Origin of the sequence: Halotia branconii CENA392, from assembly GCF_029953635.1 — a bacterium.
GTDB lineage: Bacteria > Cyanobacteriota > Cyanobacteriia > Cyanobacteriales > Nostocaceae > Halotia > Halotia branconii.
On sequence record NZ_CP124543.1, the window covers coordinates 5,311,443 to 5,334,350 of the forward strand.

Sequence of the window (22,908 nt, forward strand, 5' to 3'; positions counted from 1 at the left end):
CTCAGTGACCGGAGGCAGGGGAAGTAAGAAAAGTAATTTGTATCAGTAATTTCGTGAAATAGTATAAGGTGGTGCGTTACGACTTTAGAAAATAAGGATTGAAGTCTTTACTAACTTCCCAAACCAGGAATTAAACGCTTCAGCGCCCGACTAGCAACGTCGCCATAACGTAGTTCGCCACACAGGATTTTACCCATAATTTGCGCTCCAGAGGGGCGCTTAACACCAACTTTATAGCCAATTCCAGGAAAGCGATAAAATGCTCCAGCTAGTTTTTGCGCCCAAGCCATATCACTACCCCATTGTTCGTTAATGGCTTCGCTGTATTGTTCTAAAGCATTGATATCACCAGAAAGTGCTTGATCAATAGCTCCAGCCGCTAGCAAACCACTAAAAATTGAGGGTCGAATGCCTTCTGCTGTCATTGGATCAACTATACAAGCGGCTTCTCCAGCTAAAACAGCATTTTGGGTATGCAGTTTTTGATTACCATCCCAAATACAAAGGGGATGACCATATTGCTTACTCGCTGTGAGTTCTACGTTAAATGATTTAGCGTACTCATCCAAAATTTTCTTGAAGTTTTGCGGTTTACCACCAATAAATGTACCAACGCCAATAGAGTAACCATCAGCTTTGGGAAAATTCCAGATATAGCCGTTTTTGACTAAGCCAAACTCAAAGTGAATTGTCGATTTTTTTTCTACAACGGCAGGAACTTCTGCCTCTAAAGCTCCTGCAAGGCGACGTTTACGTTCTTTGAAACCTAGCCATTTAGCCATTGATCCTTTTGCGCCATCGGCTGCAATTAAGTAGCAACCTGTAACTGAGCCATTGGCTGTGTTTACTTGCCAATAATCACTTTTAAACTCAATTCCTGTAACTTCTGTGCGATCGCGCAGTTCAGCGCCTTGTTTTTGGGCTTGCTGTACGAGAAAATGGTCAAACACATCTCGCCGCACCATCCAGACAGGTTCTTTGGTGGCGATTTTAGCTTCTACGGGGTCTTCTAAGTTCCAGGTGAAGCGCAGGGAGTCGGCTTTGACAGAAATTGCTGGGCTAAAATCAAAGTCAAACCATTGAGCGATCGCTGGTGACACACCACCACCACATGGTTTATATCTTGGTAGAGATTCTTTTTCTAAAATTAATACTGAGCGACCTTTTTTGGCTAAATGGTATGCTGCTGTTCCACCTGCTGGGCCAGCACCGACGATGATCGTGTCGTACATAATGGCTAAAATTAGTTGATTATTTAGTAATTTTTGTGACTTATTACATTACAAATATTTGTTTTGTTTAATAGCTTTTAAGATACGAAATTGGATTTAAGAACATAGATGCAAAACTACTCTGTGAAAAAGATAAGTATAACATTGTTGAGCATCAGCATAGTGGAAATAAAGCATCCATAATCAAGCAGGACTTACGCACGGCTTACAATTTTACGTCATTACGAGCGCAGCGTAGACGCGTTAGCGGTGAAGCAGCGCAGTCTTGGGGGTTTCCCCCATGAGCGACTGCTGAACCCAGAGGGCTTCTCGAAGAGTAGTAATCGCAAAGGCGTAGCTTTTTGTTACGAGTGTGTAAGTCCTATTAAAATGTAATCCAATACCTTTCGGTTAAGGTTTTTGTAGTTACTTTTACTTTTTGACATCAAGCAAAAAGAAGCGTGTATTATCAGTATTGACATAGAGCCAATCCTATTAAACTAGCAAAGCTATTAAATTAACAATTACTCTCAGTTTTATGCTCACACATGAACATATTAATTATCTTAGCTGAAGTCAGCTTTATAATCTTTGTCTTTTTATTATTGAACTGGCTTGTCAGCAAATTATTCAAGCTATTTACTAAGACCTCTATACTTAAAAGCAAAGATAGGAGTATCAAAACTCTCCGCCGGAATATCACAGGGTTATTGTTACTTGCTTGCTTGGTATTATGCATTCTGGTTGTGGGTGCTAATGGTTATCTAATTTATCGCGGTGAAAACCTTCAGCAATATATGCTCTTGTTGATTGGGCGTATCCCTTCACGATTTTGGGTAACTCTGGGAATTGGTATAGCTCAGAGTATTGGCACTTTGATTTTAGCGGCGTTCGCTTTGAAATTCCTCAATTATTGGCTGAATGTAGCGAGTACTCGCGCCAAAAACTTAGAAAAAAATACTGCCGATGATGAAAGTATTGATGCTTTCTTTAGCGCTCTCTATTACAGAATCTGTAGTGGAGTCTGGCTGTGGGCTGTCATTTTGTGTGCTCAGTTTCTCAAATTGCCAGCAACGGTTTCGCAATATTTATACATTGGTCTGCGAATCTATCTAATTATTGCCGTCGGTTTACTGATACTCAAAGCAGTCACTGCGATCGTTGATACCTTGGATGTAATCAGCATTACATACGCCAATTCTGATACCCTCCTAAGATTCTACGATCGCCTCCGACACCTGATACCCTTTTTAAAGCGGTGTCTGGAATTAGTGATTTATGTTTGCATGGCCACGTTAGTAATTCAGCAGGTGCAATTAATTGCAAATATTGCAGCTTTTGGGCCGCGAATTATCAATATCATCGGCATCATTTTCATTAGTCGCGTGTTGTTTGAGGTCATCTACTTACTGATTGAAGAGGTGCTGTTCAAAAATAAAAATTTGACTGAGATTCAAAAAAGTAGACGGCTGACCCTCGTTCCTCTTTTACGTAGTTTTTTGCAATATTTAGTTTACTTTGGTGCTACAATTTCTATTCTTTATACTCTTGACATCGATCCAACTCCGATACTTGCAGGTGCAGGTATTCTAGGAATTGCTGTAGGTTTTGGGGCGCAGACATTGATTAACGATATCGTCTGCGGCTTCTTTGTTTTATTTGAAAACTACTACTTAGTGGGTGACTATATCGAGGCCGGGAAAGTCGAAGAAAAAGTTGTTGAAGGTATTGTTGAGGCAATTGAACTTAGAACTACCCGCCTGAGACATCCTAATGGGCAATTGCAAATTATCCGCAATGGAGATATTGGCTCAATTACTAATTACTCCAAGCAGTACATCTTTGCAGTAGTAGAAGTTGGTGTGCCTTATAATTCCAACTTGGCTCATGTGTACAAAGTCATTGAGGAAATAGGACAGCAGTTAAAAGTAGATGATCCAGATGTACTTGAAGGTACACAAGTGGATGGAGTAGAAAGTCTGGGAGAGTCTAACTTATTGCTTAGGACATTGACGAAGGTAAAACCGGGAAAACATTTACAAATCCAGCGCGTTCTTCGGAAGATGTTTACGGATGCACTGCTGCGAGAAGGAATTGTAATTCCCCTTCGTGCCGAAGTTGCCGAAGGCTAATTTTGTGGCGACACATTTTGATTAAACACAAAGGCTGAAGAACGTTATATTAATTCTTCAGCCTTTATATTTCATACTATCCTCAAATGCTTTAGACAGTAGAAATGTCTTTTTCTTTTTCTACCAATAATTCGTCTATTTTGGCAGTGTACTTGTTGGTCAATTTTTGCAGATCATCTTGTTGGTCTTTGGATTCATCTTCAGAGATTTCAGATGCTTTTTCTTGTTTGCGAATTGAATCTATGGCATCGCGGCGGATATTACGAATAGCAACACGACCTTCTTCAGCATACTTAGCAGCAAGTTTAACTAATTCTTTACGGCGATCGCTTGTTAAAGGCGGAATATTCAACCGAATTACAGAACCGTCGTTATTGGGTGTTAAACCCACATCTGAAAGGGAAATTGCTTTTTCAACGATGTTGAGGCTACTTTTATCGTAAGGTTGAATTAAAATCGTTGTAGCATCTGGTGTACTGATGTTTGCCAACGATTTTAAAGGTGTAGGTGAACCGTAGTAGTCCACCTGTACTTTATCTAATAGACTCGCATTGGCGCGACCAGTGCGAATCGTATTAAAAGCTCGTTGAGTTGCCTCAACGGTTTTTTGCATTGTACTTTCAGCTTCAGCTAATTTCACAAGAACCTCCCACAAGGGTGCCGATTGATTCTCCCATGACTGCTCGATGGATATTACCTCGCACCGATAAGTCAAATACTAAAATGGGGATATTATTTTCTTTACACAAGGCAATCGCAGTACTATCCATTACCCGTAAATCTTGAGCCAGAACGTGGGCATAGGTAAGGCTGGTAAAACGTTTGGCATTAGGATAGACGTGGGGGTCAGCATCGTACACTCCGTCTACCTTGGTGGCTTTAAAAATCACTTCTGCATCAATTTCTGCGGCTCTTAAGGCCGCAGTGGTGTCAGTGGTAAAAAATGGATTTCCTGAACCAGCACCAAAAATTACCACCCGCCCTTTTTCAAGATGACGGATGGCACGACGACGAATATACGGCTCCGCTAATTCTTGCATAGCGATCGCAGTCTGCACCCGCGTCTGTACCCCTATTCGTTCCAGCGAATCTTGTAGCGTCATGGCATTCATTACCGTGGCAATCATGCCTATGTAGTCAGCGGTTGCTCTGTCCATCCCCGCCGATGCCGCTTTGACACCACGAAAAATATTGCCGCCGCCAACGACGATAGCGATTTGAGCGCCAGTGGCTATTACCTCTGCTACCTCTTGTGCTATCTCTTTGACCACTTCTGGGTCAATGCCATAGCCCATGTTGCCCATTAAGGCTTCACCACTCACTTTGAGTAAAACCCGTCGGTAATTCGTTCCCATGAAGTTACGCTTTATCAAAAAAGTTGCAATTGCCTCCAATTTAAGATAGCAGTACAGTGACCATCTATGTCTAGTTACGCCAAATCAATGAGGTTCCCACCGGTTCTGTCTCTGGTAGGTTAATTGCTTGATTTTTGAATAAACAGGCGATCGCGTTTCTGAAATAATCTTCTCTTAAAGATAATGCATCTTGAGGATGATTATCAATTTGCCCTTTGTAGCGTAATATACCATTTTTATCTATTAAGAAAGCCATTGGTGTTTTAATAGCACCAAAACTACGACTAACATCTTGGGTTGAGTCCCACAGGTAGGGGAAATTTAGTTGGTGATTTTGAGCAAAAGTTTTCATATTTTCAAAACTTTCCATCGGATGCCCATTTACATCACTACCGTTGAGACCAATCAGCGTGAAGCAGTCTTTAGCAAACTCTGCTTGAAGATTTTTTAGTCTATCTAAATACAAGCTGACATAAGGACAGTAATTGCCTAAAGAAATAACGCCAACCGCCCGGAAACTCTGTAAGTAACGGCTGAGATGGTGTACTTGATTGTCAATTCCTGGCAGTTCAAAATCTGGTGCATAACTACCAACAGGAGTATAAACTTTTTCTAGTGTGGTCATCTTCTTTAGCCGCAAGGAACTAATAATAAAAAAACTTAGATTAAATTTAGCGTCAATTTATTTGGTGTAAACCAACCTTGTAGTCAATACTTGATATCCAACGATTTTACAGACCAACTTGACTACCGTAAATTGTGAAACTACTGAATCTACTACCGATGCTATTTTAATTACATTACATTTAAATACGCGGTAATTTTTACATACGTATTCTCAATAAATGATGAGTGTATAGGAGTCAGCCATGACTAACTTTGAAATACTAACTCCCGTAATCCAGGCTGGGATATCAAGGAATAAAACATCATGCTAGAAATTTCTCTATAATTTCCAGTCTTATAAATTCTTATCAAAATTATTGGCTCTACATCTTTGCTTTACATTTATAGCTATAGTATTCATCAATTTCCCATGAAGACTTCTACAAGCACGTTTACCTCAGCCAAAACTTGGATTTGGCGAGACTTTCCCATCAGCTATCAAACTCAAGGGACTGCCGGGCCAGCGATTGTTCTGGTGCATGGCTTTGGAGCCTCATGGTGGCATTGGCGAAAAAATATACCTGTATTAGCAGAAAATTTTCGTGTTTATGCTATCGATTTGATTGGTTTTGGTGGTTCTGCTAAACCTCAACCAGGTGAAGAAATTGCCTACACCTTAGAAACATGGGGACAACAGGTAGCAGATTTCTGTCGTGAAGTTGTGGGTGAACCAGCTTATTTAGTGGGAAATTCTATAGGCTGTATTGTGATCATGCAAGCAGCGGTTAGTAATGCAGATGTGGTCTTAGGAGTTGCTTTAATTAACTGTTCTCTACGGTTACTACATGACCGCAAACGTGAAGCTTTACCTTGGTCTCGTCGTGTTGGCGCTCCAATTTTACAACGTTTATTATCTATTAAACCGATTGCTAATTTCTTTTTCAATCAAGTCGCTAAACCTAAAACCGTACGGAAGATTCTGTTACAAGCCTACGTTAATGCTGAGACAGTGACAGATGAATTGGTAGATATTCTGACAGCGCCAGCTAGCGACCCTGGTGCTGTAGCTGTATTTGTGGCCTTTACTGCCTATTCTACAGGCCCTCTACCAGAAGACCTCTTACCATTGCTACCTTGCCCTGCTATTATTTTGTGGGGAACTGCTGACCCTTGGGAACCTATAGATTTAGGTCGAGAGCTAGCCAACTACCCGCAAGTGCAAAAGTTTATTCCCCTAGAAGGAGTAGGACATTGCCCCCAAGATGAAGCTCCTGAATTAGTCAATCCGATTTTAAAGGATTGGATTCATGAACAATCAGTGGGATAAGACTCTACGAAATCAAAAGAATGATCTTTATGTCGTGAACTTCATGATTTTGAGCATGAAGTTTGCATTTAAAAAATGATCTTGCTATTTGCTCACAGACTAAAAGTTACCGACTTACAAATGAAACTTCTGCATTTTGAACAAACGGGTGAAACTCGTTTAGATACTATGGTTTATTATGACCAAATTTCCGGGAATTAAATATAAAGAAGTAGGCAACTTATATGGGTTAAGAAACTGGGTTGAGTATGAGCTTAAATCGCCTGGGTCGGGCTAACCCGACCCGAACTTTACTTGAAGGTAAACCTTGCAAGTTTAAATTACAGAATTAATCAGTTACTCGGCTTTACACATTTAGTAGCAACCATAACCTCCAAAGCCTCCGTAACCTCCAAAAGGCCTATAACTTCCAAAGCCTCCGTAACCTCCAAAAGGCCTATAACCTCCAAAGCCTCCGTAACCCCCAAATCCTCCCCCAGATACAAGCTGTTGTTCATCTGTGGATAGCTCTTCAAACAAATCAGATTTAATGACTTGAACTGACATAATTATTTACCTCACTTACTTAATATAAATATTAAACACATATTTACAAAAAACATGTGCGTAATACTTATATTTCTATTTATAGAATCGTTTTATTAAAATTAAATTATCCTAAAGGTAGAAGTAAATATGCTAATTTTATTTTTTATTTGCTCTTAATGTATTTAGCCTTAATAATACGAGAATAAATATTACAATAGTTAGCTTCCTTATAATCAAAATTATTTTACTTTTTTGTCTATTTATTTTGACATATAAGTTGACAATTATTTGCTTATCTTAGAAACTTTGATTTAATGCTATAAGAAAAAGAGGAGAAGATACAAACTTGCTTAAAACGAATTTATATTGAGTAAGTTATGAAAGTCTTCTCCTCTTCTATACGAATACAAAGTGTAAATAATGGTACTACCAAATCATTACCCTTTGCTGACTATCAACCATTACCTCAACTGCATTTACTTTCACACCTATTGTAACATTTGTCGTATTTTCTTGTACACTTGCTTGTACATTTTTCTCGTTTGTAATAACATCGCTTCTCTTCTAAACAGTCTTCCAAACAGTTATTTTGTCCTCCAGATATAAACTGCTGTTCTTTTGCGGATAAATCCACAAGTAAAGGAAGTGTAATCATTTGGTTTGACATAATTATTTGCCTCACTTACATTACATAGGTGTTGTTCACCTAGAACTTAGTTATAAACATTTTATTTGTTAAATAAATGACTCTTGAGTCGTAAAATAATAAAAACAATTATGTCTTTGGTATTACCTAAAATGTATACAGCCATTTTTGTTAAAAATTATTTTTTTTGTTACATATTTTTTTGCACGTAACTAATCCAAATACTGCTTTAGTTTTAACCCTTACTTTATAGTTATAAATAGATAGTAACCACAACAGCACAATATCTTTATGGGCGCAAAAATACGGTTACTACATTCAGCAATACTGCAAAAAAATATATATAGTAATCCGGTTTGATTCGGTGAATTTATTTGTGTAGGTAGGGAACAGGAAACAGGGAAAAGTTAAGAAGGGATAGATATGTACTGAATCGTGTTCAAAAATCAAATAGGAGTCCTATATTTATCAAAGAGGAAAAAGCTAGATGCTATATGTATCTAGCTTTTTTGTCTTTTATTCTGTTGAGTTAATTCCTCAAGAGAATATAGAAACTGTCTCAACTCACTCAAAACTTGATTCATTTTGAGTGAGTTATATGAGTTTTCTGTTGCCTATACTAATGACATCCACCAGTTCCACCATCTACACACTTAGAAAATGGTGTGAATGTGATTTTGTGACCGACATACATACTTGCCCCACCGCAGTCGCAGCCATTCTCACCCTTGTCTTCACCACCATTGTCGGGGCTTCCACATTTACCACCAGCTAGAAACTGCTGTTCTTCTGCGGATAAATCCACAAGTAAAGGAAGTGTAATCATTTGGTTTGACATAATTATTTGCCTCACTTACATTACATAGGTGTTGTTCACCTATGACTTAGTTATAAACATTTGGTTTAGCAAATAAACTAATCTTTAGCCGTAGAAAAAACAATAAAATATTTATGTCTTAGGTATTATATTAAAACAACTAAACCGTATTATTAAATTTTAGCTTTCCTCTATCAATTTATATTTATAAAGAGATAGCACCCATGACGGTACTATACCTTCATGGGTGCAAAAATGCGGTTACTAATTTAGGTAATACCGCATAATATATTCATCAAATATCGCAACTAGTTTCATCTTAGTAGCAATTTGACAAAAAGCTAATTGCTAACTTTAGGATTCCTAATTGAATTGTGCTAAGTATTTAGCCAAGCGTTTAGACAATTTGGTTTTTAAAAAATCAAATTGCAGTCCTATATTAGCTATCTTTTTTAGCTCATGTTCTCAAGGAATAATTACTAGCTACATCAACCAGTTGCACCACTTACCAGTTTCACCACCTACACAATAAGAAAATGGTGTTACTGTGATTTTGTAGCCTATATACATGCTTGTACTTTCTCTACCGCAGTCACAGTTAGGTGACTCATTTGTTTCTGGCTCTGGCTTTTGCTCTTGTTTTTGACCACCACAGTTGCTAAAATATCCAAATAATCCACCAGCTATAAATTGCTGTTCATCTGTGGATAAATCCACAAGTAAAGGAAATGTAATCATTTGGTTTGACATAATTATTTGCCTCACTTACATTACATAGGTATTATTAACCTATGATTTTGTTATAAACATTTTGTTTGGAAAATAAATGATTCTTTTGTCGTAAAAAATATAAAGAAAATATATCTTTGGGATTATCTTAAAATGTTTAACACAGGTCTGAAGGATTAAGTAATAGTTATTGTTTCCATAAATGTTTTCGCGCGATCAATATTCATCGAAATATGGATTTAATATTGATGAGTTTTAACTATTAAGTATAAATAGATAACATCCATGAAGGTATTTTACTTTCATGGATGCATAAGTATAATGACTACATTGAGTAATGTCTTTAAAACATTTTTATCAAGTAATCGAAATAAAGTATTTGCATCTTGGTAGTGATGTAACAGAAAGCTAATTGCTAACCCTATTATTTATTTTTTCGATCTAATACACCAAAAGAAAATTAGAGACTAACCCAACTCTTTCCAAATCTAATTTAAGGGAATTAGATGAGTCTTTTTGCCATTACTAACTACAAGCATATCTTACTGGGAAAGGAAACCTAAGATACGCACAGGAAAAGTTCGGCCATTACTAGTGTCGGTAAGATCACCGTTGACAATTATATCGGGTCTGCTTCCTCCTTGAAATGTCTGCATTCCAGAAAATTGTCCTCTTCCACAACATTGTCCTCCAGTTAGAAGCTCTTGTTGTTCTGGAGATAGTTCCGAAAATAAATTAGACATCATTATTTGTTACCCCAATTTTGTGCATGTTTTTTAGGTAGCACCCATGCAGATAAAAGTATCTTTATGGGTGCGAAGTCATAGCTAACTCTTAGAGTTATGCCGTGAGAAAATGAGTGTTAAGTAATCAAAACTAATTGCATTGAAAAAAAGAGAGAGGAGAAAAATCAGCACTTATTTTCTAGTTTTTAGCAAAAACTCATTATACTGATTCAAAATGAGAGATTTTGAATTAGTTGTGTCAATTTTCACTTCCCCTTATTCAGTGCAGAAGTTAAGATTTTTTTAATTTCCTAACGCGAACAATGCTTTTGCTTTTAATTAGGTAAACTCCAGATTTTCCACCAAGCATAGAGTAAGAATCATCGTCGTCGTCAGAATCATCTTCCCAAGGCTTGGATTCGCCAGATGTATCTGGTTCTTCAGAACCGTCGGCTCCACCAGCTAGAAGCTGTTGTTGTTCTGGAGATAAATCTGCAAGTAGCTCGGATATCATTAAAGTTGACATAAATTGCTTGCCTCACTTACGTACATAGGTGTTAATTCCCTATGTTTTTATTATTTACTATTGACTTAGTTTTTAAATTATTCTTTGGTTAGATTACTAAAAATAATATATCATTCTTTAGGGTCATGAATATAAGATAAATAATACATTTAATCCTATATAGGTTGAGGTTTTAAATACGTTAATCAAGCCATATAAAACAGATTTTGATAAATTTATAATTTAGATCAATAAATATGGGCATAAAAATGTCCCTATGCCTAAATACAGTTCAATTAATACTAATTTCACGTAAGTTCGACGGATAGAAAAGCCCAAAAAGCTTGCTAGGTATGAATTTGTTGTAAGTAAGCAGGCGAAGTGCGATCGCACTTTGCCTGCCACAGACATCGCTAGCTGAAGGCGAGATTGAAATGGGCATATTACGGTTTAGTAAAATTGATTGATAAAATTATGTTATGCAAACGAGCAGTAATTGAGTCAGCCAATGACCACCTCAAAAATAAATATATGTGAAGATAATTACTCTTTAATATAGATAATCTTAGTTAAAAGTTAGGAGTCTTAATTCTTTAAAACTTCTAACTTTTAAAACGGGCGAGGAGGGATTCGAACCCCCGACACCGTGGTCCGTAGCCACGTGCTCTAGTCCACTGAGCTACACGCCCCTGCCAGAAAAACATATTAACACGTTCTTTCAAAATGATGCAAGACAATTTCCCTCAAAATTTTGCTAACTTAACTCACATAGATCACCAGGGGCAGGCACAAATGGTGGATGTGTCTGACAAAGCACCGACTTTTCGCCAAGCCGTAGCCGCCGCCAAGGTGCGGATGTTGCCAGAAACCTTTGCTGCTATTGAAGCTGGTAATACTCCTAAAGGAGATGTGTTGGCAACTGCAAGGTTGGCTGGAATTATGGCAGCTAAACAAACAGCGGCTTTGATTCCCCTATGTCATCCGTTACCCTTACAAAAAATTGCAGTCGAGGTGACACCAGATCCACAACTCCCAGGTTATCAAATTCATGCCACAGTCAAAACCAAGGCTGAAACTGGTGTAGAAATGGAAGCTTTAACTGCCGTTTCTATTGCAGCGCTGACTTTATACGATATGGCAAAAGCTTTAGAAAAGTCGATTCAAATCGAGTCAATTCGTTTAGTAAGTAAAACTGGCGGAAAATCGGGCAATTATTTTCCGCCAGAACCATAACTTACTCAATATGGCCTAAAGCTTTGTTGAGATCGGCTGGATTTTTGTATTTTTCGTCTTCTGGCAATTGTTCTAATAGTGAGATCACTTTCTGATCAGCTCCCTGCTTTTTAGCATGTTTAATCAATTCTTTTCTGTCAGCAGGATAGTCAACACCTTTCAAGTGTTTTTGTATTTCAACTGGGTTTGCCTTAGCCATTGTCATCCACCTCTAAAGGGTATTTACATATTCACTGGTGAATTTATTAGCTTCCTCTATCCAATAGATGAATCATTTTTTACTCAGATGAATGAAAAGCTCACCCAATTGATTGATGTATAATTATTTTTTAATCTTTGAGGTTGTTTTGTTTGGCAATAGTAGTTTTTAGTACAGAAATTCCAGAAAATAAGAAATAACTAATAATTAACGATTGATCAATGGCTAAAAACCGAATTTTAATTTGCACTTTTTTGGCGCTATCGTCAGGGTTTTTTGGTGGTTATATTGGTGGACAAATCACCCTCATGTTACATAGTCAGAAGTGCCAAAACCAGTCTTGGGGATTTAAGCAGATGTGCAATGCTTGGGTGATGCCAGGAGCAACTTGGCAAGGTAGTACAACAGGTTTGTGGACAGGTACAATCCTAGGAGCGTTTATTGGTGGTTTGATCACACGCCAAGATCGTTATTAATTCATACTAATTTTATTGACCACTGATCATTAACTGTCTGTAAATGTAGTCCAAGACTGTACGTGATTCAGGGACTTCCAAGAGTTAGTACTAGTATCAAAACAGTGCCAAGTTCCATCTTTAACTTCCTGGTAGCAAAATAAAGTGCGATCGCAACCAGTGAGGTTGTCGGTTAAATAGTATACCAAACCTCGAAAAGGGTAGGTTTTACGACTCAAACGTTTTGCAACAGCTTGGTTCGGACATTCAACAATAATTACTGATTGTCCATCAAGATTAGCTAACGAAAATATACACATTCGCAAAATGGCTCTGAGCCAACTTTGTGTGTGATCAAAATAATCATCTATAATTTTGTTGGTCAGTGCTTTTTCGAGGATACGGTCTTCATTGTGAGAAGTTTGGGCGTTAGACACAGCATCACCTATCGTTACACCGTTGGTTTGAGATTAAACTAAAATCTGAAAAATTGACAAGTGTATACGCCCACGCAGAATGTAACAGACCCAAAAATCATCTTTTATTTTCAATAAAAGCCAGTGAGGCAGATCTGGTGTCAGCTACGCTGGTAAAATCTATCTGGAGCTTTAAGAAAGAGCAAATTGCCATGCCTGCTGAAACTGACCAAGTAAATCCCACAACTAAGGGCGCTGATGCTATTGATGAAGCGATCGCCCAAGGCATTGATTTTGATGGTTCTCCCATTCCATCTGCCAAATTAGAACTGTATAGCAAAGTCATGGCACTAGAGGCAAATAGACAACGCAGTGGTGTATCTAATACCATGCGATCGCGCATTGTCCGCATAGGTGCAAAACACATTCCCCAAGCAGAACTCGATCAATTACTAGCAGATGCAGGATTTGCATCCCTGAAAGAAAAAGAAATTGCCTTTTTCTACAGCGGTAAGTAATTATTAATCTAGCAGAACGTAGTGCTAAGTTTGCCTGAAAAATTAACCGCTTAATTGAAGAACGAAATCAAGTAATTAAGTGAGTTCAAGGAATAGCACAGCCCTTTTGATCACTACATTTTGCCAGCTGCTTCAGTTGTGAACAAAAATAAGTTTTTTGCGCTTTAACTTGTATAAGTCAAAGCGCTTGTTTGTTTTTATTCTCGTCTACTTTTGTGAGAATTATCTAGGATTAATGTGTTGTCTAGGTCCCCATCCTGGATTAACAATAGCAGCTAAATCTTCTTCAGACAATTTGCTGATTTCATTATCAAGTTCTTCAACGGTGAAGTGATAGCCACGCTCTTGAGCAATTTTAACAAAGGCTTCTGGGTTAGATGTGGCTTTAAGTCTTTGCTGTAATGCTTGATCTTGTTTTACGGCTTGAAAAAGCCTAGCAGCATTTTGTTGTGCCATGATCATCTTTCTCCTATTTGAAATATCAGGTTTGAATGCAAAGATTTTGACTTTTGTGGTTTTACCAAAGTCTGTAAAAGATATTTGGGTTTAGGTTATAAGTTTGATCTTAAAACGAAGCCAAAAAATGTGTTGATTTAGATAAAAAAATATAAGGTTTCAGTTAAGATTGATGTTATTTCGTCAAAATTCAGCCCTAAGAGAGTAGTAATATTTAGCGATCAAGTGCTAAATAATAGTTTAAAAATAGAGAATAAAAAGCTGGGGAGCGATCGCTGATTATATTAATAGTCATTATTAGCTGGTAGACGTTGTTCTAACCAATTCTCTAAATCAGTTAGTACTTCTTGGTAGTTGAGGTCATTCTGAAGTTCGTGATATGCCCCTGGATACTCAACTATTGATTTATCGACACAATTGAGCCGTTGGCAAAAAATTTTACTTCCTTCAGGTAGTGCCACTCGGTCTGCTCCACCGTGGAGAATTAATAATGGCAATTGCCAATCAGCAACGTGGGCATTCACCCAATCAACTGTGGTAAAGAACTCCGTAGCTAATCGAGCAGTCGCTAGGGTATGCCGTAATGTATCCTGAGCATAGGCAGCTAAAATCTTCTCGTCCCGTGAAGCAGCAGTCAAGTCAATGCCAGTATTCAATGTAAAGCGTGGCCATACCCGCGAGAGTAATTTGCCAATGAGTAACCGGACTTTTGAAACTCCAACTTTGCCTATAGCTGGTGCTAAAGCGATCGCACCTTGTAGTTCAGATGCTTCTTGGGGATAGCGTAGCACGTAGTCTAAGACAATTATTGCACCTAAGCTATGACCTAAAATAAAAACGGGGCTTTCTGGCTGCTGGGTTTTAATTAACTGTACAAAAGCTCGTAAGTCTTCGCGAAAATCAGCCCAAGAATTTATGTAACCTCGTTGACCTGGTGAGCGTCCATGACCACGTAAGTCTAAGGCGTAAACTGCATATTGCTTGGGTATCAAATGTTCAACTATATTACCATAGCGCCTACTGTGTCCTCCCAGACCATGCACGATCGCTAATATTCCCTTCACCTTACCTTGTGGATGCCAGCTTTGGTAATACAGGTCAATTTCTTTGACACCTTTAAATGTGCCTTCTTGATAAGATGCTACGCGATCGCTGTGATTAATCATAGAGCTTTTAACTGTGGACTATTTATCTAATGTGCAATCAAGAATTATGATCGGTTCATGAACTCAAAGAGGATATTATTAATAGTTCTTCTCACGAATCTGATCAAGAACACCTAACTGATGGAGTAACTTCACCAGTTCCAACTGATGAAACAACGATTAACTTGCAATCAAATACTACACCATCAGAAACTTTGCCGCCCTTGACAGATGCAACCATCAAGCGGGTAAAAGAGGGTGTGGCGGCGGCAGGCGATCGCGCTGTTCGTAATACAATTGAAGAAATTCTCAATCGACTGGAAGCTATTGATCAAGGACATCCCGAACCTAGAATTAATGCTACAGTCCGCCGGGGTGTATTGCGATCGCTCATCCACGCTCTTTTTCGGGTACGTGTCGAACACCTCGAAAGGATACCACAAAAACCAGCAATCTTAGCAGTCAATCATCTCCACCATATTGACCCGTTCCTTTTGCTAGCTGAACTTCCTACCCAACCCCACTACTACTTTTTAGGTGATGCCCGCACCCTTTATAACAAGTGGTGGAAGCGTTTTATTCTACGTTTGGCGGGGGGTGTTGTGCCTTTAGAACGAATATGGAAAGAAGAAGTCGCTGTCATTGCAGCAGCTAAAGCCGGACAGCAAGAACTTGTTGAGTTAGCCGCAGAGATTGAAAAAACTGTCCCTACAGGAGGAGATATACAGACACTAAGAAAAATTGACCGCATTATTTTGGCAATTCTAGCTCATGGCGATGGCATAGTTCTTTTTCCGGAAGGACGACTAGGAACCGCTGAAGGTAAGTTACACCTTCCCTTAAAGCGAGGAACTGTGATGTACGCCTTGCGCGCTGGTGTACCGATAGTGCCAATAGTGTTAGTTGGAACTCATGATCTTTATTTAGGCAAAGAGTTGACTATTCGTGTAGGTGAACCGTTATATTTTTCTTCAGTTACTAGGCCAAAGCGACAAGAAGTCGATGCAGCTTTAGAGAAGTTACAAAACGTAATATTAGCATTGTTGCCAACTAACTATCAAGAACCAAAAGAAATCAAGCTATGTCGTTATTTCCTCAACCACATACTTTGGTAAAAGATGACTTCTGGATGGAACACACCACTCTAGTCCCTAGTCTCTAGTCTCTAGCCCCTTTTTTTCACTTCACTCCCAACAAACCTTGTAAGAAATGAAACATGTTTACAAATATTTTCTCTAGCCAGAGCATAGCACGATCAAGCCATTCTAGAAGATGTTCTAAAAGATGTTTTTCATAACCCATTAAAGTTGCTGTGGTTTCTATCCAGTCTGGCGCTGCTTCTACTTGATTGCTTTGGTGAAACTGCATCTGGGAATTTTCTCGTTGCTGAGTGTCTGTTTGTTTCTTGGAGTTGATTTTTTGAGTTGATTTGAGATTATTGTTGAGTTTTTGCCGTTGCCATAAACCAGATTTAACTATCGGTTTTTGAGGCAAAGGAGTTACTTGTGATGAACTTTTAGCTACAGTAGGTTTTTGCTTTGAGTATGGGGTAACTAACTTTTCACCCATCAATTGGGAGTCACCAAACAAATCATTCCAATTGAGCCAAGGATCTGCAACTACTAAATTTTCTGGTTCCACTTGACTGCTGTTAGGCAAAGCATTATAACTATGGTTTGATAATGACTTGTCTGTCTGCCAATGATTACCTGTGGACTTGAGGGAGATGTTTTCACTCACGCCAAAAAAGTAATTAATTGCTGCTTCAATTAATGCCTGAAAATTTAACTTTTGAGTTTCTAATCTATCAGAAGCTGTAATTTCTCTTCTCACACCTAATTGCTCTTGACCGTACATAAATATGTTTAGCTGAATATGAGCAACCCGGATAATTTCTTGACTACGCTGCTGAACAGGTCTAATTGCATTAACTTCCAATTTAGCAACAGCAGTATCTAGTAATGCTATTACCTTATTGGTATATAATAAATAGTTTGGTCTTCCTTTTAGTACTGGTTTATTATTTGTATTTTCGCCTGTTAATTTAGTTAATAAGCGGTCAATTTCTGGTAATAACTCAGTTGATTGTTGAGCTTTGATCAATTGCCAAGAATGCCAGTAATCTGCAACTTCATTAATAATTCTGTTTTCTAATTTTGTCCGTTGCTGGGGTGTCAAAATATCTAAAATATCATTATTAGCAGCGACAAGTACCAAATGACGATTTACCAAGTTTGTGGCAATTCCTCGCACCACTGGTAGATGTTGTTTGAGATTTTCTGCGGAATTTTCTGTAATCGTTAAAGATTGAGAAATAGCTGGTTTAGTCGTGGGATGACGATGAAAAAATTTCTGCCACCAAGACTTCAAAAAAATTGGAGACTGGGAAAATTCCAAGGAGGGTTTTGACTCATCTCGAATTTTCCATAAATTTCTTGCCCGTCGGGGATTTCTAATTTCCGTTTCTGGAGTTGTTGAGGAAGTAGCAATACCTTCAGCAGATGACAAAGCCTCGACTGCTTTTAGTAAATGTTGAATAGGCGTATCAGCATTTGGAGGAGTTTCTGACTGAAAATCAGTATCATTTGGTTGTAACTTGAGTCTGGATTGTGGTTCTTTGGTGTGTAGCGCTTTCCCTGCTGATTCAGTTGACTGAAACAGTAGATATATCGGATAAAGTAGTACTCCTACACCTCGTTTGGTAGCAGCTTGCAAATGCCGGAAGCTACTTTCCCATTGTTCTGTCAACCGCCGAGATTGCTGGTGGACAAAGTTAAATAGTTTGCTTTGATAACGACCAGAAGAACCAGAAGACATGGTAGTGATTTATTTAGTTTGAGTCTTGATGAGTTGTGAGACTCCCGTCAAAAAATAAAAACGACAAAATCTTAGATTATCGTCAGTGTCCTTATCTTAACGAAAATATGACCCCGACTGTACCTCAATTTCATACCGAATTAATCTCACAAGCAATTGAGCAATTACGCTCTTGTTGTCAAGTCAATGTTCATCTTACATGGTTATGCCAAGAATCTGACCTGAGTATTACTGATGTTTTGGCTTCTGATTGGTCTAATTGGCAACTTGCACAGCTAAATGAGAAAAACCATATTGCTTGGACAGGTGGGAAAAAAGTATTGTGGCTGGTGCAAAGATTGGTAGTTCCTCAAAAATTGCAAGGCTATCCTTTAGCGGGGTTGTCTATGCGGTTGGCGTTGGTTTGGTGGGCGGATTCTGCTGAAATTTATGTGAATGGGAACTTAGTGTTAGAGGGAGATTTATTTGATTGTTCGCCGAGAGTGCTTCTGAGTGAGGAAGTAATGCCAGGGGAAGAATTTATTGTGGCTTTGCGGTTAGTGAGTCCGGGGCATGATTGTGGTGCTTTGGTGCGATCGCTCCTTGTATATGAGACTATTGATGATAATCCTGATCCGGGGTTTGTGGCTGATGAATTGGCGGTAGTACAACTTTTTTTGCAAAGGTTGGATGTGTTGGGTGAGGCGGTTAAGAAGGTAACGAACCGCCAAGGCGCAGAGGACACAAAGGAGGAATGGCAAAGAATACTTTGTGCTGTTCGTCAGAGTCTTTCTCAATTGCAAATCCCAAATTTAAAGTCTAAAATTTTTCTGTTGGGTCATGCTCATTTGGATTTAGCATGGCTTTGGCCTGTGAGTGAAACTTGGAATGCAGCCCAAAAGACTTTTGCATCTGTGCTGAAGTTACAACAAGATTTTCCTGAGTTAATTTTCTGTCATTCAACTCCGGCACTTTATGCTTGGATTGAAGAACATCGGCCAGATTTATTTGCAGCAATTCAACAGGCGGTAGCTGCTGGATGGTGGGAAGTCGTTGGCGGTTTGTGGGTGGAACCAGAATTAAATTTGATTGCTGGTGAGTCTATAGTCCGTCAATTATTGTACGGTCAGCGTTATGTGCAGGAAAAATTCGGTAAGATTTCAGCCGTGGCTTGGCTACCGGATACTTTTGGTTTTTGTGCAACTTTACCGCAGTTTTTGGTGAATGCAGGTGTTGAGTATTTTGTCACCCAAAAGTTACGGTGGAATGATACTACTAAGTTTGATTATGGGGCTTTTTGGTGGCGATCGCCTGATGGTAGTCAAATTTTTAGTTTGATGTCTGCGCTGATTGGTGAAGGCATTGACCCTATTAAAATGGTATCCTATTCTTTAGAATGGCAAACCCAAACCGATTTACAAGATGCGCTATGGCTTCCCGGTGTGGGCGACCACGGCGGCGGCCCTACCCGTGATATGTTAGAAACTGCCCAACGTTGGCAAAAGTCGCCTTTCTTCCCAGATTTACAATTCACGACATCCCAAAAGTATTTACAGCAAATCCAGTCAAAAGAAAGTTCCCAAACTTCCTTTCCGACTTGGAATGATGAACTATATTTAGAATTTCATCGCGGCTGCTATACTACTCACGCAGATCAAAAACGCTGGAATCGACGTTGTGAAGTTTTATTATATGAGGCTGAATTATTTGCTACTTTAGCAATAGTCAGTTGTGGTGTGATATATCCTCAAGCAGAAATCGAAACTGCTTGGAAGCAAGTATTATTTCAGCAATTTCATGATATTTTACCTGGTTCTTCAATTACCCAAGTTTATACAGATGCATTGCCCCAGTGGCAGCAAGTGGCACAAGTCGGAACGAAGATATTAAACGAATCATTGCGAGCGATCGCATCTCAGGCTATCTTACCATCACCTCCACATCCCCAAGCCCAACCGATATTTATTTTTAATTCTCTCAATTGGCAGCGTTCTGAGGTAGTATCGGTTGCTTTACCTACACTAACAATAGCTAACCAAGAATGGCAAATTTATGATTGTGCTGGACAGCAACTCATTTCTCAATTACCCCAACCATCAACACTACTATTTTTAGCTTCTGATATTCCACCAGTTGGCTACCGCATATTTTGGCTTTCTCCCTCATCTTCCTCATCTCCATTATCTGTTTCATCTTCACCAGACTGGATTCTAGAAAACGAATTTCTCCGGGTTGTTATTGATCCTGATACGGGAGATTTGTCTAGTGTTTTTGACAAAACTTATCAACGGGAAATTTTGAGTGGTGCGGGTAATCAACTGCAAGGTTTTAAAGACAGTGGTCAATATTGGGATGCTTGGAATATAGATCCTAACTACACTCAGCATCCATTACCTGCAACAAACCTTAAATCTATACAATGGCTAGAACAAGGATTAGTCCAAAGTCGTGTGCGCGTAGTGCGTCAGTTGGGCGAATCAGAATTTTGCCAAGATTATATTTTGCCAGCTAATTCACCCATGCTGAAGATAGCCTCTATTGTGAATTGGCAAGAAAATCAGGTATTGGTGAAAGCAGCTTTTCCTCTCAACGTGGAAGCAGACTTTGCTACTTATGAAATTCCCTGTGGCGCAATTCGCCGTTCAACTAAATTAGAAACACCCGCAGAAAAAGCAAAATGGGAAGTTCCCGCCTTACGTTGGGCTGATTTGACTGAAGAGACAGAAGTGGGTATCTATGGTGTCAGCTTGCTGAATGATTGTAAATATGGTTACGACAGTCAATTAAATCAACTACGTTTAACATTACTACGCAGTCCCAACTGGCCAGACCCAGAGACTGACCGAGGTTGGCACGAATTTACCTATACCTTGTATCCCCATGCTGGTAGTTGGGAATCAGCCGATACTGTAAGACATGGCTATGAATTGAATACTCCATTGAAAGTAATCTTAAATCCACTTACTACTCGCCAGTCATCTTCTGCTCTTGCCGACAGCATGAGTTTCCTAGATTTATCAGCAAAAAATTTAATCTTGATGGCTTTGAAGCCAGCAGAGGATAATTCACAGGAATTGATTCTACGGTGTTACGAATCTCACGGAGAAACAACAGAGTTATGTTTGCAAAGTGATCTAGGGTTAAATCTAGGAGATAGAGTCGATTTATTAGAGCGTTCCATATCTGAGAAACAAAGCATCAAGATACAGCCTTGGAAAATCGCCAGTTTCAAAGTCAAATATAAGGAAAAGGGACTAGGGACTAGGGACTAGGGGCTAGGGGCTAGGGGCTAGCAAATAGGCAGGGGAGCAGGGGGTAGGGAGCAGGGAGAAATAGGTAATTCCTCTTGATCCCCCTTGCACCCCGCACCCTGCCCCAATTCCTCCTTCCCATGCCCCATTTTTAATCTTCGTGGTCTTCAAAAGGGTCTGCTAATTGCTTGCTAGGAGGCCCAAAGGAGGTATAAATCGCAAACGCAGTGATGGCAACTAAGGCGATGCCCACAGAAATACTAAGAACTATTGCGGGTTCCATAAATTAGCGATAAATTATGAGTGCTATTCTTATAGAATATTACAGAAGATTAAAAAAAGCTTTGGCAACTGATCTTAGGTGAACTATGGCACAACGGACTAGGTTGGGAGATATCCTGAGACCTCTTAATTCTGAGTATGGTAAGGTAGCTCCAGGTTGGGGTACAACCCCTGTAATGGCTGTTTTTATGCTGTTATTTTTCGTGTTTTTGCTAATTATTCTGCAACTTTACAATAAGTCACTGTTAATTCAGGATGTACTTGTCGATTGGCGGAGTTTAGGCGGTTAACTGATACACATCACTCAAATTTGTGTAATCAGCGAACCGACACCCGGCTTGTCCGGGTTTTTTTATTGGGGGTTAGTTGTCAGTTGTCAGTTGTCAGTTGTCAGTTGTCAGTTGTTAGTTGTCAGTTGTTTATTTACTACTCAATCTTAACCAACGATCGCTAACTATTGTCTAAACTACATACAGCGGATTTCCAAAAATATGGTAAATAAGTCTCAAAGATAAGAGTAAAGTCTGCCTGACTACTGACCACTAACAAAACTCTCACTACACGCATACTTATTAGGATAAATCCCATGAATGTATTTGGTATAGGTCTGCCGGAAATGGCTCTAATTATGGTAGTAGCGCTGTTAATCTTTGGGCCGAAGAAGCTACCAGAGATTGGCCGCAGTGTAGGAAAGGCCATTCGCGGTTTTCAAGAAGCTTCTAATGAATTTCAAAGCGAGTTCAAGCGCGAAGCTGAACAAATAGAACAAGCTGTGAAAACTACTGCTGAAATTGAACCCAAGCAAATCGAAGCAGCTCAATCAAATCAAGATACTGCTGGTTCTTCCCCAACTACTTAAGGAAGGTATAGCTAATCGATTGATTGTAGCAAAATGACAGAAGCTTTTACACAACAGGCTTTGGTAATTCCTCAACTAATAGTCGGGTTAGGGAATCCAGAGCCTAAATATGACCAAACACGCCATAATATCGGCTTTGCTGCTATAGATGCTCTCTCGCGGGTTTGGCAAATTTCTTTAGCGGAAAACCGTAAGTTTCAAGGACAGTATGGCGAGGGTATAGCACCGGATGGGGGTAAAATTCGCTTGCTGAAGCCGTTGACTTATATGAATCGTTCAGGACAGTCAATTCAAGCGGTGACGAGTTGGTATAAATTACCGCCGGAGTCAGTCTTAGTGATTTATGATGATATGGATTTGCCCTTGGGAAAAACTCGCTTACGCTTGTCTGGTTCAGCCGGAGGACATAATGGCATGAAGAGTGCGATCGCTCATCTTAGCACACAAAACTTTCCCCGTTTGCGAATCGGCATTGGAAAACCCAAAGATACTGCTAATAGTGATAATTCTGAGTCTATCTCTCACGTATTAGGGAAGTTCTCTGCTGCCGAAACTCAGCTGATGTCTCTTGTACTAGAGTTTGTAGTTGAGTGCGTTGAACTCAGCTTTAAACAAGGAGTAGAAAAGGCGATGAATCGTTGTAATAGCCGCACTGTCGAGTCCTCTTGATTAACAAAGCTAAAAGGTTTTTTAAAGCAATATACACACGTCCTCATA

The 22,908-nt window shown here is 39.2% G+C and carries 25 protein-coding genes and 1 tRNA gene; 10 read left to right on the plus strand and 16 right to left on the minus strand.

All coding sequences use genetic code 11. The features are described 5' to 3' along the window. Positions 1-110 precede the first annotated feature (110 nt). Positions 111-1,232: a geranylgeranyl reductase family protein gene (locus tag QI031_RS23245; RefSeq protein WP_281481975.1), complete on the minus strand. Its 1,122-nt coding sequence runs from the start codon at positions 1,230-1,232 to the stop codon at positions 111-113. A 527-nt stretch (positions 1,233-1,759) separates the two neighbouring features. On the opposite strand from QI031_RS23245, the gene QI031_RS23250 reads away from it, so the two are divergent. Beyond that, positions 1,760-3,343, plus strand: coding sequence for a mechanosensitive ion channel family protein (locus tag QI031_RS23250; RefSeq protein WP_281481976.1), 1,584 nt, complete (start codon positions 1,760-1,762; stop codon positions 3,341-3,343). Between the two features lie 91 nt (positions 3,344-3,434). Here QI031_RS23250 and frr read toward each other — a convergent pair whose 3' ends face one another. The 3 genes from frr to QI031_RS23265 all read right to left on the minus strand — a co-directional run bounded on the left by frr (position 3,435) and on the right by QI031_RS23265 (position 5,323). Then, entirely contained in the window at positions 3,435-3,983 is a 549-nt protein-coding gene (gene frr, locus QI031_RS23255; protein WP_281481977.1) for a ribosome recycling factor, read from the minus strand. Beyond that, positions 3,970-4,698: a UMP kinase gene (gene pyrH / locus QI031_RS23260; protein ID WP_281481978.1), complete on the minus strand. Its 729-nt coding sequence runs from the start codon at positions 4,696-4,698 to the stop codon at positions 3,970-3,972. The genes frr and pyrH overlap by 14 nt, the downstream gene beginning before the upstream one ends. A 70-nt stretch (positions 4,699-4,768) precedes the next feature. Continuing rightward, on the minus strand, positions 4,769-5,323 hold the full coding sequence (locus tag QI031_RS23265) for a thioredoxin family protein (RefSeq protein ID WP_281481979.1): 555 nt from the start codon (positions 5,321-5,323) through the stop codon (positions 4,769-4,771). A gap of 411 nt (positions 5,324-5,734) precedes the next feature. Here QI031_RS23265 and QI031_RS23270 point away from each other — a divergent pair, with 411 nt between their 5' ends. Beyond that, complete coding sequence (locus QI031_RS23270) at positions 5,735-6,631, plus strand: alpha/beta fold hydrolase (RefSeq protein WP_281481980.1); 897 nt, start codon at positions 5,735-5,737, stop codon at positions 6,629-6,631. Between the two features lie 354 nt (positions 6,632-6,985). On the opposite strand, the gene QI031_RS23275 is transcribed toward QI031_RS23270, so the two are convergent. From QI031_RS23275 to QI031_RS23300, 6 genes are all read right to left on the minus strand, one after another. Further along, entirely contained in the window at positions 6,986-7,177 is a 192-nt protein-coding gene (locus tag QI031_RS23275; RefSeq protein ID WP_281481981.1) for a hypothetical protein, read from the minus strand. A 1,247-nt stretch (positions 7,178-8,424) separates the two neighbouring features. Continuing rightward, on the minus strand, positions 8,425-8,643 hold the full coding sequence (locus tag QI031_RS23280; protein WP_281481982.1) for a hypothetical protein: 219 nt from the start codon (positions 8,641-8,643) through the stop codon (positions 8,425-8,427). A 462-nt stretch (positions 8,644-9,105) separates the two neighbouring features. Beyond that, a complete protein-coding gene (locus QI031_RS23285; protein ID WP_281481983.1) occupies positions 9,106-9,372 on the minus strand; it encodes a hypothetical protein in 267 nt (88 codons plus the stop codon). A 521-nt stretch (positions 9,373-9,893) separates the two neighbouring features. Beyond that, positions 9,894-10,097 carry a hypothetical protein gene (locus QI031_RS23290; protein WP_281481984.1) on the minus strand — a complete coding sequence of 68 codons (204 nt, stop codon included), beginning with the start codon at positions 10,095-10,097 and terminating at the stop codon, positions 9,894-9,896. 271 nt (positions 10,098-10,368) lie between these two features. Next, a complete protein-coding gene (locus QI031_RS23295) occupies positions 10,369-10,602 on the minus strand; it encodes a hypothetical protein (RefSeq protein ID WP_281481985.1) in 234 nt (77 codons plus the stop codon). Between the two features lie 594 nt (positions 10,603-11,196). Then, positions 11,197-11,270 (minus strand) — tRNA-Arg (locus QI031_RS23300). A gap of 37 nt (positions 11,271-11,307) precedes the next feature. Here QI031_RS23300 and moaC point away from each other — a divergent pair. Continuing rightward, on the plus strand, positions 11,308-11,814 hold the full coding sequence (gene moaC, locus QI031_RS23305) for a cyclic pyranopterin monophosphate synthase MoaC (protein ID WP_281486104.1): 507 nt from the start codon (positions 11,308-11,310) through the stop codon (positions 11,812-11,814). A gap of 1 nt (position 11,815) precedes the next feature. Here moaC and QI031_RS23310 read toward each other — a convergent pair whose 3' ends face one another. Continuing rightward, positions 11,816-12,013, minus strand: a complete 198-nt coding sequence (locus QI031_RS23310) for a DUF2795 domain-containing protein (RefSeq protein WP_281481986.1) — start codon at positions 12,011-12,013, stop codon at positions 11,816-11,818. A 221-nt stretch (positions 12,014-12,234) separates the two neighbouring features. Here QI031_RS23310 and QI031_RS23315 point away from each other — a divergent pair, with 221 nt between their 5' ends. Next, a complete protein-coding gene (locus tag QI031_RS23315) occupies positions 12,235-12,489 on the plus strand; it encodes a hypothetical protein (protein ID WP_281481987.1) in 255 nt (84 codons plus the stop codon). 29 nt (positions 12,490-12,518) lie between these two features. On the opposite strand, the gene QI031_RS23320 is transcribed toward QI031_RS23315, so the two are convergent. Then, positions 12,519-12,905: a hypothetical protein gene (locus tag QI031_RS23320; protein ID WP_281481988.1), complete on the minus strand. Its 387-nt coding sequence runs from the start codon at positions 12,903-12,905 to the stop codon at positions 12,519-12,521. A gap of 191 nt (positions 12,906-13,096) precedes the next feature. On the opposite strand from QI031_RS23320, the gene QI031_RS23325 reads away from it, so the two are divergent. After that, positions 13,097-13,402, plus strand: a complete 306-nt coding sequence (locus QI031_RS23325; RefSeq protein ID WP_281481989.1) for a small RNA NsiR4-regulated ssr1528 family protein — start codon at positions 13,097-13,099, stop codon at positions 13,400-13,402. 222 nt (positions 13,403-13,624) lie between these two features. On the opposite strand, the gene QI031_RS23330 is transcribed toward QI031_RS23325, so the two are convergent. Then, on the minus strand, positions 13,625-13,858 hold the full coding sequence (locus tag QI031_RS23330) for a Nif11-like leader peptide family natural product precursor (RefSeq protein ID WP_281481990.1): 234 nt from the start codon (positions 13,856-13,858) through the stop codon (positions 13,625-13,627). Positions 13,859-14,142: 284 nt separating this feature from the next. After that, entirely contained in the window at positions 14,143-15,024 is an 882-nt protein-coding gene (locus QI031_RS23335; RefSeq protein ID WP_281481991.1) for an alpha/beta hydrolase, read from the minus strand. Positions 15,025-15,188: 164 nt separating this feature from the next. Here QI031_RS23335 and QI031_RS23340 point away from each other — a divergent pair, with 164 nt between their 5' ends. Further along, positions 15,189-16,118, plus strand: coding sequence for a lysophospholipid acyltransferase family protein (locus QI031_RS23340; protein ID WP_281481992.1), 930 nt, complete (start codon positions 15,189-15,191; stop codon positions 16,116-16,118). Between the two features lie 64 nt (positions 16,119-16,182). Here the strand turns inward: QI031_RS23340 and QI031_RS23345 are convergent, their stop codons facing one another. After that, a complete protein-coding gene (locus QI031_RS23345; RefSeq protein ID WP_281481993.1) occupies positions 16,183-17,820 on the minus strand; it encodes a hypothetical protein in 1,638 nt (545 codons plus the stop codon). 107 nt (positions 17,821-17,927) lie between these two features. Here QI031_RS23345 and QI031_RS23350 point away from each other — a divergent pair, with 107 nt between their 5' ends. Beyond that, positions 17,928-21,071 carry an alpha-mannosidase gene (locus tag QI031_RS23350; RefSeq protein ID WP_281486105.1) on the plus strand — a complete coding sequence of 1,048 codons (3,144 nt, stop codon included), beginning with the start codon at positions 17,928-17,930 and terminating at the stop codon, positions 21,069-21,071. A 130-nt stretch (positions 21,072-21,201) separates the two neighbouring features. Here the strand turns inward: QI031_RS23350 and psbN are convergent, their stop codons facing one another. Further along, complete coding sequence (gene psbN / locus QI031_RS23355) at positions 21,202-21,333, minus strand: photosystem II reaction center protein PsbN (protein ID WP_281481994.1); 132 nt, start codon at positions 21,331-21,333, stop codon at positions 21,202-21,204. An 85-nt stretch (positions 21,334-21,418) separates the two neighbouring features. Between psbN and psbH the strand changes: the two genes are divergently transcribed. The 3 genes from psbH (at position 21,419) to pth (ending at position 22,860) form a co-directional block, all read left to right on the plus strand. Then, positions 21,419-21,622, plus strand: coding sequence for a photosystem II reaction center phosphoprotein PsbH (gene psbH, locus QI031_RS23360; protein WP_281481995.1), 204 nt, complete (start codon positions 21,419-21,421; stop codon positions 21,620-21,622). A 296-nt stretch (positions 21,623-21,918) separates the two neighbouring features. Continuing rightward, positions 21,919-22,191 (plus strand): TatA/E family twin arginine-targeting protein translocase, encoded by a 273-nt coding sequence (locus tag QI031_RS23365; RefSeq protein ID WP_281481996.1) that lies wholly within the window; start codon positions 21,919-21,921, stop codon positions 22,189-22,191. 33 nt (positions 22,192-22,224) lie between these two features. After that, positions 22,225-22,860 (plus strand): aminoacyl-tRNA hydrolase, encoded by a 636-nt coding sequence (gene pth, locus QI031_RS23370; RefSeq protein WP_281481997.1) that lies wholly within the window; start codon positions 22,225-22,227, stop codon positions 22,858-22,860. Positions 22,861-22,908: the final 48 nt, after the last annotated feature.

Bases quoted from the DNA above. Each gene is read 5' to 3' on its own strand.
- QI031_RS23310 (WP_281481986.1), bottom strand. From the start codon at position 12,013: ATGGCTAAGGCAAACCCAGTTGAAATACAAAAACACTTGAAAGGTGTT.
- pth (WP_281481997.1), top strand. From the start codon at position 22,225: ATGACAGAAGCTTTTACACAACAGGCTTTGGTAATTCCTCAACTAATA.
- psbH (WP_281481995.1), top strand. From the start codon at position 21,419: ATGGCACAACGGACTAGGTTGGGAGATATCCTGAGACCTCTTAATTCT.
- pyrH (WP_281481978.1), bottom strand. From the start codon at position 4,698: ATGGGAACGAATTACCGACGGGTTTTACTCAAAGTGAGTGGTGAAGCC.
- QI031_RS23275 (WP_281481981.1), bottom strand. From the start codon at position 7,177: ATGTCAGTTCAAGTCATTAAATCTGATTTGTTTGAAGAGCTATCCACA.
- QI031_RS23285 (WP_281481983.1), bottom strand. From the start codon at position 9,372: ATGTCAAACCAAATGATTACATTTCCTTTACTTGTGGATTTATCCACA.
- QI031_RS23365 (WP_281481996.1), top strand. From the start codon at position 21,919: ATGAATGTATTTGGTATAGGTCTGCCGGAAATGGCTCTAATTATGGTA.
- moaC (WP_281486104.1), top strand. From the start codon at position 11,308: ATGCAAGACAATTTCCCTCAAAATTTTGCTAACTTAACTCACATAGAT.
- QI031_RS23250 (WP_281481976.1), top strand. From the start codon at position 1,760: ATGAACATATTAATTATCTTAGCTGAAGTCAGCTTTATAATCTTTGTC.
- QI031_RS23335 (WP_281481991.1), bottom strand. From the start codon at position 15,024: ATGATTAATCACAGCGATCGCGTAGCATCTTATCAAGAAGGCACATTT.
- QI031_RS23280 (WP_281481982.1), bottom strand. From the start codon at position 8,643: ATGTCAAACCAAATGATTACACTTCCTTTACTTGTGGATTTATCCGCA.
- QI031_RS23290 (WP_281481984.1), bottom strand. From the start codon at position 10,097: ATGATGTCTAATTTATTTTCGGAACTATCTCCAGAACAACAAGAGCTT.
- QI031_RS23265 (WP_281481979.1), bottom strand. From the start codon at position 5,323: ATGACCACACTAGAAAAAGTTTATACTCCTGTTGGTAGTTATGCACCA.
- QI031_RS23315 (WP_281481987.1), top strand. From the start codon at position 12,235: ATGGCTAAAAACCGAATTTTAATTTGCACTTTTTTGGCGCTATCGTCA.
- QI031_RS23330 (WP_281481990.1), bottom strand. From the start codon at position 13,858: ATGGCACAACAAAATGCTGCTAGGCTTTTTCAAGCCGTAAAACAAGAT.
- QI031_RS23295 (WP_281481985.1), bottom strand. From the start codon at position 10,602: ATGTCAACTTTAATGATATCCGAGCTACTTGCAGATTTATCTCCAGAA.
- QI031_RS23245 (WP_281481975.1), bottom strand. From the start codon at position 1,232: ATGTACGACACGATCATCGTCGGTGCTGGCCCAGCAGGTGGAACAGCA.
- QI031_RS23350 (WP_281486105.1), top strand. From the start codon at position 17,928: ATGACCCCGACTGTACCTCAATTTCATACCGAATTAATCTCACAAGCA.
- QI031_RS23345 (WP_281481993.1), bottom strand. From the start codon at position 17,820: ATGTCTTCTGGTTCTTCTGGTCGTTATCAAAGCAAACTATTTAACTTT.
- psbN (WP_281481994.1), bottom strand. From the start codon at position 21,333: ATGGAACCCGCAATAGTTCTTAGTATTTCTGTGGGCATCGCCTTAGTT.
- QI031_RS23270 (WP_281481980.1), top strand. From the start codon at position 5,735: ATGAAGACTTCTACAAGCACGTTTACCTCAGCCAAAACTTGGATTTGG.
- QI031_RS23325 (WP_281481989.1), top strand. From the start codon at position 13,097: ATGCCTGCTGAAACTGACCAAGTAAATCCCACAACTAAGGGCGCTGAT.